This window comes from Rufibacter radiotolerans (assembly GCF_001078055.1).
GTDB classification, from domain to species: domain Bacteria; phylum Bacteroidota; class Bacteroidia; order Cytophagales; family Hymenobacteraceae; genus Nibribacter; species Nibribacter radiotolerans.
In genome coordinates, this window is the sequence record NZ_CP010777.1 from 1945672 (window position 1) to 1959934 (window position 14263).

Here is a 14263-nt window from a genome sequence, read left to right on the forward strand (position 1 = left end):
TGTTATGAATGCTTCTTGCGTGTACCGCAAAAGGGCGCAAAAGGATAAGACAAATTTAACGGTGCTGCTCATACATACGGGCTGGCACTTTCTGTTGCAGTAAATTCACCTGGTCCTGGCTCAAGGGCGCAGACTGGGCGGCAGCCAAGGCCTGGGCCAACTGCTCTTCAGTCCGGATACCCAGCACCGCCGAGGCCACTGCCGGAGATTGCAGCGCGTACCGCACGGCCACCCCTTCCGGGTTACTTCCAGCGCCCGCCATTGTTTTTACCGCTTCTGCCGCGCGGGAAACTTCTTCTAAGGAATGGGAAAGATACGGTTTAGGTGGTTTGCCCAGGAGAAGCCCTTGCGCCAACGAGCCGCGGGCCAAGACGCTGATCTGGTTTTGGTTAAGCAAATCCAGCACCTGCTCCTCGGGCCGCCGGTCTAACAGGCTGTACTGCATCATGACACATACCAGGTTAGACCGCTGCACATATTCCCGTATCACATTAGGCCTGATGGAGGAAATGCCGTAATGCCTGATTTTTCCTTGCGCTTTGAGAAGCTCAAACGCCTCAATGGTTTCCTCAATGGGGTCTTCTAAAGTGCCGCCGTGTAGTTGGTACAGGTCCAGGTAAGAGGTTTGCAGGCGCTTCATGCTTTTTTCTACTGCCTCCAGAATGTAAGCCTTGGAAGGGTTCCAGTCCCAGCCGCTGCCATCGGGTCGCCATTGGTTGCCTACCTTGGTGGCCAGAATAACCTGATCGCGTTTGCCTTTGAAAGCCTTGCCTACAATTTCCTCGTTCCTGCCCTGGTCATAGAGGTCGGCGGTGTCAAAGAAGTTGATGCCTCCCTCCAGCGCCTGGTGCAGTAAGTTTATGTCTTCCTTTTCCTCACCCTTTAAAGACATGCACCCAAAACTTATCTCGCTTACCGGTAAATCTGATTTCCCTAAAGGTCTGTAGTTCATAGTCTCGAAATGTTAAGGCTAAGGTGGGGTTCTTCCTGCCAAAGATAAACCAAAACCCAGTGTAGAGGTAGTTTCCAAAAAGTAACTCCTAAACGACAAAGGGCATTCTTTAAAACGATCCTTAACGAATCAAAAGGCCCAAAGAGATTATATCACAAGAAAACACCTTTTCCGTTTTATGGCTATTTTCTGAAAAACGGCCCTAAAACGCTTCCACTCCAAACCAGAGTATGAGATACTTAATCCACTCGTTCGGGTTAGCGTATAAACCCGTAGTTACTTCCACAGCTTAATTTGTAAAGGGCAGAACCTGCTCCTTCACGCCTGAATAAAAAATCTATGCAAGCAGCACAACAGCACCTTTGGTGGCAGGAAGGCGTCATCTACCAGATTTACCCCAGGTCTTTCCAGGACAGCAACCAGGACGGAGTAGGAGATTTGCCCGGCATCATCCAGCGGCTGGACTACTTAAAATGGCTTGGCGTAGATGCCATCTGGATCTCTCCCATCTTTGAGTCGCCCATGGCTGATTTTGGGTATGATATCTCCAACTACACCGGCATTCATCCGTTGTTTGGCACCATGGCAGATTTTGACCAACTGCTGCAAGAGGCGCACGCCCGAGGGTTACGGGTTCTCCTGGACCTGGTGCCTAACCACACCTCAGACCAGCACCCCTGGTTTCTGGAATCGCGCTCCAGCAGAGACAACCCCAAGCGGGATTGGTACATCTGGAAAGACCCGCTACCCGATGGCTCCCCGCCCAACAACTGGCTGGCCATGTTTGGGGGCACCGCCTGGGAATGGGACGAGGCCACGCAGCAATATTACTACCACGGTTTCCTGAAGGAACAGCCCGACCTGAACTGGCGCAACCCCGAGGTGCAGGCCGCCATGCTGGACGTGATGCGTTTCTGGTTTGACAAAGGCATTGACGGATTCCGGATAGACGTGATCTACCACATGATCAAAGATGCCAACTTCCGGAACAACCCCGCCAACCCAGACTATACGCCCAACCAGGCTACTTATAACCAGTTGCTGCCGGTATACTCCACAGACCAGCCAGAGGTGCATGAAATTGTGCAGATGATGCGCCAGGTAGCCAATGAATACGAGGACCGCGTGTTGATTGGCGAGATTTACCTGCCCATCAGCAAGCTGGTCACCTACTATGGGGTGGACAATTCTGGTGTGCACCTGCCCTTTAATTTTCAATTACTCACCCTGCCCTGGGAAGCCCTGCAGGTAGCCTCGGCCATTGATGAGTATGAAGGTGCCCTGCCCCAGGATGGCTGGCCCAACTGGGTGCTCGGCAACCATGACCAGCCCCGCATCATCAGTCGGGTGGGCGCGGCCCAGGCCCGGGTGGCTGCCTTGCTGCTGCTTACCTTAAGAGGTACGCCTACTATCTATTATGGAGAGGAGATTGGCATGCGGGATGTGCCTATTCCTTTTGAGGAAGTGCAGGACCCGCAGGGCCTAAACATGCCAGACAAGAACCTGAGCCGCGACCCGGCCCGCACCCCCATGCAATGGGACACCAGTGAGAACGCCGGCTTCACCACGGCCAAACCCTGGCTGCGCCTGGGGCGCTCCTTCCACCGGGAGAACGTGTTGGTGCAGCAGGAAGACGAATACTCCATGCTAACGCTTTACCGCCGGCTCCTTCAACTTCGCAAACAGGAACCGGCTTTGGCCATAGGCAGCTACACCCCAATTTACTCAGATACCCAGATTGTTTCCTACCTACGGCAAGCCGAAGGCCATGACAGCTTTTTCATTCTCCTGAACCTCAGCCACCGGCCCTGCTATTTTAAAGCTAGAAACATGTCTATCAGGGGGACAGTGGAAGCGGCCACCCTGCCCGAGCTGGAAGGCATGGAGGTGAATGACACCCTTAACTTGGCGGGCGACGAAGGCGTGATCATCAGGTTAAAACGGTAAGTAATAATTCTATTTTAATTCCTGCGTAGGTCTGGCATTGGGTAAACCAACCTATGTTGGAAGAAGAAGTTTTAGAGGAAACAAGATGAAAAAAGTAGGCGCGGTCTATGCCGCCGATGGAAGATGTACGTTCAGGGTCTGGGACCCATTAAAGGAATCTATGGTCCTAAAGCTGGTGTCCCCGGTGGAGCAGCAACTGGAAATGCAAAGAGAGGCGCATGGCTATTTCTCCCTGGAGTTAGCCAACATTGACCCCGGCACCCGCTACTTTTTCATGCCCAACGGCGAAAAGGCCTTCCCTGACCCTGCCTCCTCCTTTCAGCCCGAAGGGGTGCATGGCCCCTCTGAGGTGGTGGACACCGGAGCATATCTGTGGCAAGACAGCACCTGGCGCGGCCTCCCCTTCCAGGACCTGGTTTTGTATGAACTGCACGTGGGCACCTTCACCCCCGAAGGCACTTTTGAGGCCATCATTCCCTTGCTGCCGGACTTAGTGGAGACCGGCATCAATGCCTTGGAATTGATGCCGGTGGCCCAGTTTCCAGGTGACCGCAACTGGGGCTATGACGGTGTATACCCCTATGCGGTGCAGGATTCATACGGAGGTCCGTTGGGCTTAAAAACCCTGGTGGACGCCTGCCACGCCCTGGGCATAGCTGTGTTCCTGGACGTAGTTTTTAACCACCTAGGGCCGGAAGGGAATTACCTGGGCAATTTTGGCCCCTTCTTCACCAACAAATACAAAACGCCCTGGGGCGATGCCCTCAATTTTGACGGAGACTGGTCTGATGGGGTGCGGGAGTATTTTGCGGGCAATGCCCTGTTCTGGTTTGAGGAATACCACGTGGACGGCCTCCGGTTAGATGCCATTCACATGGTCTATGACAACGGCGCGGTGCACTTCTGGGAATATACCCACCAACAGGTGAAACTCTTGGGCCAGAAACTGGGCCGGCCGCTGTACCTCACCGCCGAAAGCGACTTAAACAGCCCTAAAGTGGTGAAGGACCCGGAGATGGGCGGCTATGGCTTTGACGCCCAGTGGCTGGATGATTTTCACCATGCCCTCTATGTACTGCTGGATAAAAAAGGGAAAGACCGCTACAAAGACTTCGGAAAGCTGGAGCAATTGGCCAAGGCCTATAAAGACGGGTTTGTGCATAGCGGGGAGTATGTGACCTTTAGAAAACGCAAACACGGCGTGTCTTCTGCGGGGGTGTCCGGCGAAAAATTTGTGGCCTTCAACCTAAACCATGACCAGGTGGGCAACCGCGTGAAAGGCGAACGGCTAAGCGTATTGGTGAATCTGGATCGGCAAAAATTAGCCGCTGCCGCTCTGCTCCTGGCCCCTTACGTACCGTTGCTTTTCATGGGCGAAGAATACGGGGATACAGCTCCTTTCTACTACTTTATTAGTCACTCAGACAAAGACCTTGTCAAGGCGGTGCAGCAAGGCAGGAAAGAAGAGTTCGCGGATTTCGGATTTGACATTGCTCCGCCAGACCCGGTGGCAGAGCAAACCTTCCAGGACTCCAAGCTTCAGTGGGACAAAAGAACCAAGGGAAAGCATCACCTCCTGTTGCAATGGCACCAGCACCTTCTTCACCTCAGAAAGCAAGAGCCTATCCTAAGGAACTTCAACAAGAATGATGTGCTGGTGAATTTATTAGGAAATGCTGGATTGGTGCTGCACCGCCAGAGCATTGGCGGACAGGAACACCTGCTTTGCCTTTTCAACTTCTCTGAGGAGAAAACTGCTTTTAACTTTCCGGTTTGGGTGGAAAATTGGGAAAAGATCCTTGATTCTACAGAAACGCAATGGCAGGAGAAGAAAGGAAAAGCCGTTCCGCTACCTTCAAAGGTTACTGCCGGAAGCCAAATGCAATTGCCTGCTTTGAGCGTGGCGGTATATAAAGGCCAAGAGGAGATTGAGTAATAAGGGGCCGGCCTTTAAAAGTTTAGCCTTTGGACTGCGCCCTTTTTTCCTACTTTAAGGCACTGCCTTTCCTTTCCGTTTTAGATCTGTTTTCCTAAAAACAGGCCTAAAACGGAAATTGCTTAATGAGCATGGTACCTATTTACTGCTACAGTTTCCATCCTTACAATTTGGCCCAGGGGTTCAGGCCTTCGGTTTTAAACTTGAAGTAGAGTAGTAGGAAATACACCAGGTCCAGAATGAATATCCCGCTGTAAATCAAGATCAATAGGTAGGAATTAGGGAAGTACAGGTAGAAGAGCAATGAAGGGAAAAGCGTACCCACCATTTTACTCAGCGCAATGTATACCGATTGCCCCGCCATGCTGTTCCGCTTCAGGAACATCCTCACAAACAACACCGACATCATCAAATTCTGGGCGAAGGCCGCATAAATGCCAATGTAGTCGTTGAATTCGCGGGCCATGAGCATGATGGTGAGCGCGCAGAAAACCAGGGTAAAAAAGAAAGTGCCGTAGAAAAGCGGGCGGGGAAGATGGTTCGGGAATTCGCGCTTTCCGTACCTCAGGTATTGCGCTAAAATGCCTATGTCAAACAGCAGCCACAGGTAATCAATGTACAGTTGGGGTTTGGGGTGGGGATATACAAACGCGAAAATAAACTCCCAGGCCACGTTGGCGCACAATGCCACCATGGGCATGCCGTAGAGTTTATCTAAGTAGCCCCGGCGCAGAATCAGGATATAGGTAATGGTCCAGAATAGGCCGCTGCTAATCTGCAGGATCATTCCCAGGGTGGGGTCTATATGGACAGGGTTCTGTAACATTCTTTTCCCTAACAAGCCAAAGTTTGCTTTGTTTAGCGGTGAGGCCACATTAAGGTTGTGCTAAGAAAAGCCTTTACTAACCATTAATCGCTATTTATAAAGGGTCTGGAATTCATAACAGGTGCCTTATGCCAACCGCCTACACTGTTTTAAGGGTGTTTTCCGAAAAACAGGCCTAAAACACCCTTTCCCTTTTTCGCTGCCTTTTACGTAAACTTGAGTTCCCCGCATTACCTGCCAGAGGGAATCTGTTTCCTGTGGGCTTTTCCTTTCCATCACTTTAACTGCTACCGCTATGCCGCACACCTGGCCTCAACTCTCCTATGAAAAAGGGCATGAAACCTATGAGACCTTACACCTATTCACGCAGATTGTTGGGAAAATAAAGCTGTCTAAAATGCCCTGGACCAACCATTCCTGGCACGTGACGCTCAAGGTAACGCCCTACGGGTTTACTTCTGAGGCCTTGCAGGAAAAGGACTTCTCCTTCCAACTAGACTTTGATTTTCTCCAGCATCTTTTCCTGGTGAAAACCAGCACCGGAGAGACGCATTCCTTTGGACTGGAAGGCCTATCGGTGGCGGGCTTTTACCAGAAGGTGAAGGACCTGCTGCAGGAATTGGGAATTGATTGCCATATCCATACTCTTCCCAATGAGCTGGAAAACCCCATTCCTTTTGAGAAAGATGAGACGCACAGAACCTACTTGCCGGAGCAGGCCGCCGCATTACACCAGGCCTTTTTAAAAGCGCAGGAGGTCTTCACGGAGTTCAGGGCGGGCTTCAGTGGCAAATGCAGTCCGGTGCATTTGTTTTGGGGCAGCTTTGATCTGGCCGTTTCGCGCTTTTCCGGGAAAAGGGCACCCAAACACCCGGGCGGTGTCCCGCATTTACCTGACAAAGTGGCCCAGGAAGCCTATTCGCATGAAGTATACAGCTGCGGCTTCTGGCCTGGTAACTCCTCTTTCCCCAAGGCCGCCTTCTACAGCTACATTTACCCTGAACCAGACGGTTTAGCAGACTCAGCCGTTAAACCCGCCGCCGCTTTCTTTGATAAAAGCCTTCGGGAATTCATTTTACCTTACCAGGACGTGCAGCAAGCTTCCAACCCAACGGGTGTTTTAATGGAATTTTTAAACAGAACCTATGAGGCCGCTGCAGAATTAGCCCACTGGGATCGCAAGGAACTGGAGTTTGACTTTCATCCAGGTAAAGGCTGAACCCTTTGTGAAAACCGTTTCCAGTTTGAAAAAATCTTAACACCAAATAGGCTCATATTCTCGCCCTGAACGAAACTCATTAGCGAAGGGTAGCAACGTAAAGTACACGCCTTTGCAGTTCGCCCATAAGGCCCTTTTAGAATGACAAAAAAACAATGAAAATGAAAAATGGGCTACTTAGTTCTACTTTAACATGCTTGGTCCCTTTAAACAATCCCCATCGCGGAGGGTTATTTCCCAAACAAGAAATACTACCGACGAAGGGGAAATTGACATTTCCTTTTTAAGGCAATATAAACCAGAACCATGAGAATTTTATTGACGGGTACCACCGGGTACATTGGGCAGAGTTTGCTTCCGGCCTTACTGAAAGAAGGCCATGAGGTGATCTGCTGCGTTCGTGACAAAAACCGGTTCGACCTCAGTAAATTCCCTGATGCGAAACTGGAGGTGATAGAAGTCAATTTCCTGGACCGTGCCACGCTGGAAGCTATTCCAGAGGACATTGAGGCTGCCTATTACCTTATTCATTCCATGGCGACCCAGAACCAGGACTTTCAGAAACTGGAGGAAACCACCGCCCTGAACTTTAAAGACCGGATTCAGCACACCAAGGCCCGGCAGGTAATCTATCTGAGCGGCATTATTAATGACCAGCAGCTGTCCAGGCACCTGCAATCGCGCAAGCATGTAGAGGAGATTCTGGCTTCAGGCACGTTCCATCTTACCACCCTGCGGGCCGGTATCATTCTGGGTTCGGGGAGCGCCTCCTTTGAAATTATGCGTGATCTGGTGGAGAAACTTCCCATCATGATTGCCCCTAAATGGCTCAATACCCGGTCGCAGCCCATTGCCATCAGGAATGTGATTGAATACCTGGTGGGAGTTTTGGGCCGGGAGGAAGTGTATGACCAAAGCTATGACATTGGCGGGCCAGACATCATGACCTACAAAGAAATGCTGCTTGGTTTTGCCCGGGTCCGGAACCTGAAACGGAAGATTATCACCGTGCCGGTCATGACCCCGAAGCTCTCATCCTACTGGCTATATTTTGTCACCTCCGTTTCCTACCCGCTGGCCTCTAACCTTGTAAAGAGCATGAGCGTGGAAGTGGTCTGCAAAAAGAATAACCTGCAGCAGCTCCTCAACATTACCCTATTGCCCTTTGAAACTGCCATCAGGCTGGCGTTTGACAAGATTCAGAACGAAGGCGTGATTGCCAGCTGGAAAGATGCCCTCTCCACCAGGGTGCTGCACGGCGGAATACCCAAATTACTAAACGTGCCCACCTTTGGCTGCTTTAAAGATACCCGGCAGGCCGAGGTGAAGGACGTAGACAAAACCCTTCAGAAAATATGGGCCATTGGCGGCGATACCGGCTGGTACTACGCCGACTGGCTCTGGGAAATACGAGGCTTCCTGGACAAGTTAGTGGGCGGAGTGGGCTTGCGCAGAGGCCGCAAAAACAGCACAAAAATACACGCCGGCGAGTCCCTTGATTTTTGGCGGGTTCTTTATGCCAACAAGGAAGAAAAGGTTTTGCTGCTGTACGCAGAGATGAAATTACCCGGCGAAGCCTGGCTTGAGTTCAAGATAACCGACCATACCCTCACCCAGACCGCCACCTTCCGGCCGCTGGGCGTTTGGGGACGGTTGTACTGGTATGCGGTGTTTCCCTTCCATGGCTTTATCTTCAGTAACATGCTCAAGAGAATCGCCTCCTGAATAGTAACTAGGTGCATCACAGATATTTTTAATAAAAAAAGCCCTAAGCTAATGGCTCAGGGCTTGGTTCCTACTTATGGTCTTAGTGAAGATTTAATCTATGGGTGAGCCCTAAAATTTTTAAAGGCCGGCAGTTAAAGTTGATATGATTTTAAAGTCAACTGTGGCAGAGGTAAAGGTTGTATTGGTAGAGCCTGTCATTCTAAACTGCACTATGTTTCCTCCTTTGATTAAGTTCATCAGTTCATTCTTGTTGGCTTCCTCTAAGGGAACAGTAATGTCAGTAGAAGAAGGGGTGGAAAATTGAGTGGCTAAATCAAGGTTAGTGATGTTCCCAATTTTCTTAAAGCTGGTAGAACCGGATTGTGCAAACTCCAACTGCCCGTTTAAAATAGGTTTTACCGTATTGCCAGAGCTAGCGGTGAATTGGGTTACCTTTAAGGTGATGCCATCTAAAGTTAGATCCTTAATCTTATCCTTATGTTCCTTAAGGTCTCCATTGTTAAAGTCAACCTCTTTTATAGTAGCGTTAACCTGTTGGGCAGAGGCGCCAGTGATGGTTACAGGTACGGTGTTAGAGATATTAAAGTCCTTTTCCAAGGCATCCTCCAGACCTTCGCAAGAAGTTCCAAAGAAAACAATCATACAGGCAAACAGTGGGAGAAATAATCTTAATTTCATAATTTTTCTTTTTTTAAAATGTAATTATCTATTTTAATATTCAAAAATATACATGTTTTATTATATTCCAAATTATTACGATAAAAATTTTTCATTACCTTTTTTTAAGACCGTATTGGATTAAAACACATGTTTTGGCTAATGTTTATTTAATTGATGCTATTATTTTATTTATTCTATTCGTCATCCAGTAAAAATGGGAGCCTTTCCAATACACGCGTTGGCAGGAGCTGCATTGGTAAAACACGTCAAAGAATTGTCTGGTCTTTGGGGGCAAAACCGCTAACACTTACTGCTTGGGAACTTGGGTAATGGTGCCGTTACAAACCATGCAGCGGGTAAATGGTTGTACCTGAGCCATACAGCCATACCTGGTCAAGACTCCTTTGATCTGTTCCTGCCAGTTCTGTGACCTGATCCAATAGCCCCATTCAATGCTCTTTTGTTTCAGCAAGCCTACGTCCCGGGTCAGGATCACCCGTTTTTCGGTCTCACTGGCCTGGGCTATTTCTTGGTCATGGGCATTTGGGTCCAGGCGGGCATCAAATCCCAACAGCCGCAGGTACCGCGCCAATTTACCCAGGTGCACATCCAGCACAAACCTGATAGGCCGGGGCGCCGGGACTTGCAAAGGCGGTAAATGGTTTCCCTCTACTTCTGGCTCTACCGGAAATACCTCCAATTGGGCTGGCGCAACCAGCAACTCGGAAAATGGAATAGAAGATCCATTGAGAAGGATTTGCCCTACCTCTGGGTGGGGCACGCCCAGGGCTTCTATCACATCTTTCACAGAGGCGGTTCTATACAGTTGGTAAGAAATCCATCCATCCCGCTGCACCTTAGGCAGAAAATCGGTTAATCCTCCGTGAAACAAGATATTGACCAGGTTCCCCATTTTAATGGTTTGCAGATTTTACTTTCCCGTCTTTTCCTATTTGTAAGAAGTACGCCCAAAGGGTGTATTAGATGCGGCAGGTTTCTCTTGTCTTTTCAGGCAAGTTTCCTTAACGGCTACCAGTGAAGTGCCTTTCTCCCATGGCCATTCTTTTACTTGCAAAAGTTTACTTTCCCTGACTATACCGGGCCTTTTGAAATTTGCGGCTACCTAACCCAAATTGATTGCGTACAATTGGGGATACTTTATTCCAGAATATTTCCATACAACATATGAGCGAGCCAACTAAAGTACCTTCTACTTTTCTGCTAGGCGGAGAATTCACTATCAACCGGATGGGCTACGGGGCCATGCGCATAACCGGCGAAGGCATCTGGGGGCCCCCTAAAGACAAAGAAGAATCCCTAAGGGTTTTGAAACGGGCCCTTGAACTGGGCATTAATTTTATAGACACAGCAGATTCATACGGCCCCAATGTGTCTGAGGAACTGATTGCGGAGGCGCTTTACCCCTATCCTAAGGACCTGGTAATCGGGACCAAGGGCGGACTTCTGCGCACCGGCCCAAACCAGTGGCCTATCAATTCTTCCCCAGAGCACCTCAAAGAAGCCTTACAGGGAAGTCTGGAACGGTTGAAACTGGAAACTATTGACCTGTACCAGTTGCACCGGGTAGACCCGGAAGTACCCTTCGCCAAATCTTTGGAGTTTTTGCAGGACGCCCAGGAACAGGGCCTGATCAAACACGTGGGCCTTTCTGAGGTGACGGTAGAACAGATCAAGCAGGCGCAGGAGTACGTGAAGGTGGCCTCGGTGCAGAACATGTACAGCGTAGACAACCGCAAATGGGAGCCGGAATTGACTTTCTGCGAAGAAAACGACATCGCGTTTATTCCGTGGTACCCTCTGGCGGGTGGTAACCAGCAGGCTTTGGAGAAACTGAAATCCGTAGGCGACAAGCATCAGGCAAGCGTGCAGCAAATTGCCCTGGCTTGGCTATTGCACCGTTCGCCCAATATCCTGCTCATACCGGGTACCTCCAAAGTAAAACATCTGGAAGAGAACTACCAGGCCGTGAATATTAAACTCTCTGACGAGGATTTCTCTGACCTGGATAAGTTGAGTTCGGCAAATATTTCTGGGTAGCAAAATTGCCATTGTTCTATAAAAAAAGGGAGGCCGGTTTTACAAACGGCCTCCCTTTTTTGTAAGCTAACTTCTGGGCCCCTGTTTTAAAGCTATTTTTATAAAAACGACTTTAAAACGCTTTTAGTGAGCTAATTAAGATTTCTTCCAGTGACGTTCCAGAAAGCCGGCGCGGCCTGACCCAATGTGGTATCGGTTATAATGCGAGGGGTTCTTTTTGTAATAGTCCTGGTGGTATTCTTCGGCGCGGTAAAAAGGGGCAGCCGGTAAAATAGCCGTTACGATAGGTTCTTCATACGGACCCTTCTGCTGCATTTCCTCTTTAGAGATCTCAGCCTGCTCCTTCTGCTTTTCTGAGTGGTAGAAGATGGCGGTTTTATAAGAGGAACCCCGGTCGCCAAACTGTCCGCCGGCGTCGGTGGGGTCAATGGATTGCCAGAAAATGTCCAGTAACTCAGGGTAGGAAATAACCGATGGGTCAAAGGTGACCTGTACCGCCTCATAGTGGCCGGTGGTTTCAGAGCACACCTGCTCATAGGTAGGGTTAGGCACGTGGCCGCCGGTGTACCCAGAGACTACCTCCAGCACGCCCTCATATTTATGGAACGGTTTTACCATGCACCAGAAGCAACCGCCGGCAAAAGTGGCCACTTCATACGTTTTCTTTTCTTTGGGGATTTCGTCCGTCATCTTAGGTTCTGTTTGCAAGGGATACGGTTTGTTAGAGTTTAACTCAAATTCCTGGCTTTTGTTTCCTGGGCTCTACATGCGGTTAAAACTGATGAATGTGCTTCTGCGTTTTGGGCCTGTTTTTGGCAAAACAGGCCCAAAACGTATCTGGGTTTGCCCGCTCGTCACTTATCCACGGGGGTGCGTAAGTTGTGCGTAATCTCTGTAACCTTTTGTGACGGACTAGCCCTCAACTGCTTAGCGAAACAAGGTCAATTGGGGCAAGAAAAAAGCCCGGCTTTGCTGTAAGTAGACAATGCCCGGCTTGAAGGTTATTGGTTAAGGGCAGTAGGAGTCCCTTTTTTGATAGCCGCGTAAATGGCATCCTGAATGCGGGGCCTGATGTTAAGCGATAAAAGCTTGTTAGATACTTTGGGGTGTACCCTGTTGCTCAGGAATATATACACCAGGTTTTGCGCCGGGTCTACCCACACGCAGGTTCCGGTGTACCCTGTATGGCCGTAGGTGGCCGGCGACGCCAGTTTAGACGGATACCCTTTGGCGCTGTCTGGGTCCCAACGGTCAAAGCCCAGGCCGCGGCGGCTCACCGCTGATTGCTTGGCCGTAAACAAATCTACGGTGGTGGGTTTGAAATACTCCACCCCCCCGTAGGTGCCACGGTTCAGCATCATCTGATACAGGATGGCCATGTCATTGGCGGTAGAGAACAAACCGGCGTGGCCGGATACGCCTCCCAATCGGGCTGCGCCCCCGTCATGCACATAACCCTGCAGCAGCGACTTCCGGAAATAGGTGTCATCTTCGGTGGGCACAATGCGGTTCTTGTCAAAGCGCTGCAACGGCAGGAACCCCGCGGTTTGCATGCCCAATGGGCGGTAGAACCGCTCCTGTACCAACGCATCTAAAGGCTCCTGGGCCTGACGCTCTACCACTTCCTTGATCAGGTACATGGTAATGTCTGAGTACACATACTTGCCGGGCGTGGCCATCTTGGCCTGCAACATGCGCGGCCACATCACCTCCTTGTAATAGTCTTTGCGCAGGAACAGGCTGTCTCCAGCTTGTACCGTGTAAAGCTCTGACGGCGTTTTCTGCGCGTCTTTGGCCAGCACCGGTAAATTAACGCCCGCCGGCAAGCCTGACTGATGTAGCAGAATATCCTTTATGGTCAGGTTGGCTTTGCTGGTGTTTCTGGCCGATGGGATATAGGAACCCAGCGTACTGGTTAAGTTCACATGTTTCTGGTCATAGAGTTGCATCACGGCCATGGTGGTGGCAGAGATCTTGGTGATAGAGGCTAGGTCATAAATGTCGGTGATCTGGGTGAGGCGGCTTTTGCCATAGGTATGATGCCCATACGCCTTGTTAAAGATCACTTTCCCGTCTTTCACCACCATCACCACGGCACCCGGCGTAGCCTGTTGTTGAATGGCCTCTGCCACAATGGCGTCAATGGGTTGTTCCAGGTCGGCGGCGTTTATGCCTACCTCTTCCGGGATGCTGTATTTCAGTCGCGTGGCCTTGGTCAGGGAACCCGCTCCTTTCTGGTATTTAGCCGAATAGCTTTTGTCTAGCTTTCCGGTTACCGGTACGCCGCCAAAAATGGCTTGGGCCGCAAACTGCGCAGTAATGGGAGTTTCTTTCTCTACCCAGATCATGGGTGCCGTAAAGATGTCTGCATTGGATAAGGCGCTCTGTTTCCCATACACCGCCAGGACCAGGTGCTTGGTTTGTTGCAACTGCTCCAAAAACGCCCGCTTCACGTCATCTTGCAAAGCGGCTTCTGGCAACTGCACTATTACGGTCTGGTAGAATTTCAACTCATCTTGCAGGCGGTTAAACAAAGAATCATTGTCAAACCCAGAAGCGGCAAAGGAGGTGACGAAAGTATATTTATTAAGCAGGCTGTCAAACTGAGGACCGAAGGTGGCGCCCAGGTTAATGGAGGCAATTTTCTGGGACAGGTCTTTAATGGGAAGGAAGCCTTTCTGGTTGTTGAGCAACACCGTGGTCTTGGCGGCCTCTTTGTGTTGCTGCAGCCAGGTGAGGTTTTTCTTGCGGGAGCTTTCTTCCACGGGCCGTCCGGCAAAGCTTATCAAAATGATGAGGGCCAGGGTGAAATACTGCAGAAAACTCAACTGAGGGGAAAAACGGCGCATGGCGGGCAAATAAGCGTAAAGTCAAAAAGGGTTCTGGTAGGAAAGAGATACAAAATACATGCCTCTTTTACAGCTTTGGAAAGAGGCA

The 14263-nt window shown here is 50.1% G+C and carries 10 protein-coding genes and 1 pseudogene; 5 read left to right on the forward strand and 6 right to left on the reverse strand.

Going from position 1 to position 14263, the window contains the following annotated elements:
- Window positions 1-55: 55 nt before the first annotated feature.
- A complete protein-coding gene (locus TH63_RS08165) occupies window positions 56-952 on the reverse strand; it encodes an aldo/keto reductase (protein ID WP_048920521.1) in 897 nt (298 codons plus the stop codon).
- 339 nt (window positions 953-1291) lie between these two features.
- Here TH63_RS08165 and TH63_RS08170 point away from each other — a divergent pair, with 339 nt between their 5' ends.
- Window positions 1292-2899: an alpha-amylase family glycosyl hydrolase gene (locus tag TH63_RS08170; RefSeq protein ID WP_048920522.1), complete on the forward strand. Its 1608-nt coding sequence runs from the start codon at window positions 1292-1294 to the stop codon at window positions 2897-2899.
- 85 nt (window positions 2900-2984) lie between these two features.
- Window positions 2985-4835, forward strand: coding sequence for a malto-oligosyltrehalose trehalohydrolase (treZ, locus tag TH63_RS08175; RefSeq protein ID WP_048920523.1), 1851 nt, complete (start codon window positions 2985-2987; stop codon window positions 4833-4835).
- A gap of 163 nt (window positions 4836-4998) precedes the next feature.
- Here treZ and TH63_RS08180 read toward each other — a convergent pair whose 3' ends face one another.
- Window positions 4999-5661, reverse strand: coding sequence for a transmembrane-type terpene cyclase (locus tag TH63_RS08180; RefSeq protein WP_076606622.1), 663 nt, complete (start codon window positions 5659-5661; stop codon window positions 4999-5001).
- A gap of 295 nt (window positions 5662-5956) precedes the next feature.
- On the opposite strand from TH63_RS08180, the gene TH63_RS08185 reads away from it, so the two are divergent.
- Together TH63_RS08185 and TH63_RS08190 are read left to right on the forward strand one after the other, a co-directional pair.
- Entirely contained in the window at window positions 5957-6880 is a 924-nt protein-coding gene (locus tag TH63_RS08185) for a DUF5996 family protein (RefSeq protein ID WP_048920524.1), read from the forward strand.
- A gap of 306 nt (window positions 6881-7186) precedes the next feature.
- Window positions 7187-8605, forward strand: coding sequence for an SDR family oxidoreductase (locus TH63_RS08190; protein ID WP_048920525.1), 1419 nt, complete (start codon window positions 7187-7189; stop codon window positions 8603-8605).
- Between the two features lie 120 nt (window positions 8606-8725).
- Here the strand turns inward: TH63_RS08190 and TH63_RS08195 are convergent, their stop codons facing one another.
- Together TH63_RS08195 and TH63_RS08200 are read right to left on the reverse strand one after the other, a co-directional pair.
- The gene (locus tag TH63_RS08195; protein ID WP_156180477.1) at window positions 8726-9286 is read right to left on the reverse strand and encodes a hypothetical protein; all 561 of its coding nucleotides are present in this window, start codon (window positions 9284-9286) and stop codon (window positions 8726-8728) included.
- Between the two features lie 145 nt (window positions 9287-9431).
- A pseudogene (locus TH63_RS08200) lies at window positions 9432-10181 on the reverse strand (Mut7-C RNAse domain-containing protein).
- Window positions 10182-10453: 272 nt separating this feature from the next.
- Between TH63_RS08200 and TH63_RS08205 the strand changes: the two are divergent.
- Window positions 10454-11326, forward strand: a complete 873-nt coding sequence (locus TH63_RS08205) for an aldo/keto reductase (RefSeq protein WP_048920528.1) — start codon at window positions 10454-10456, stop codon at window positions 11324-11326.
- 135 nt (window positions 11327-11461) lie between these two features.
- Here TH63_RS08205 and msrA read toward each other — a convergent pair whose 3' ends face one another.
- Together msrA and TH63_RS08215 are read right to left on the reverse strand one after the other, a co-directional pair.
- On the reverse strand, window positions 11462-12016 hold the full coding sequence (gene msrA / locus TH63_RS08210) for a peptide-methionine (S)-S-oxide reductase MsrA (RefSeq protein ID WP_048920529.1): 555 nt from the start codon (window positions 12014-12016) through the stop codon (window positions 11462-11464).
- Window positions 12017-12327: 311 nt separating this feature from the next.
- Window positions 12328-14175 carry a serine hydrolase domain-containing protein gene (locus tag TH63_RS08215; RefSeq protein WP_053093759.1) on the reverse strand — a complete coding sequence of 616 codons (1848 nt, stop codon included), beginning with the start codon at window positions 14173-14175 and terminating at the stop codon, window positions 12328-12330.
- Window positions 14176-14263: the final 88 nt, after the last annotated feature.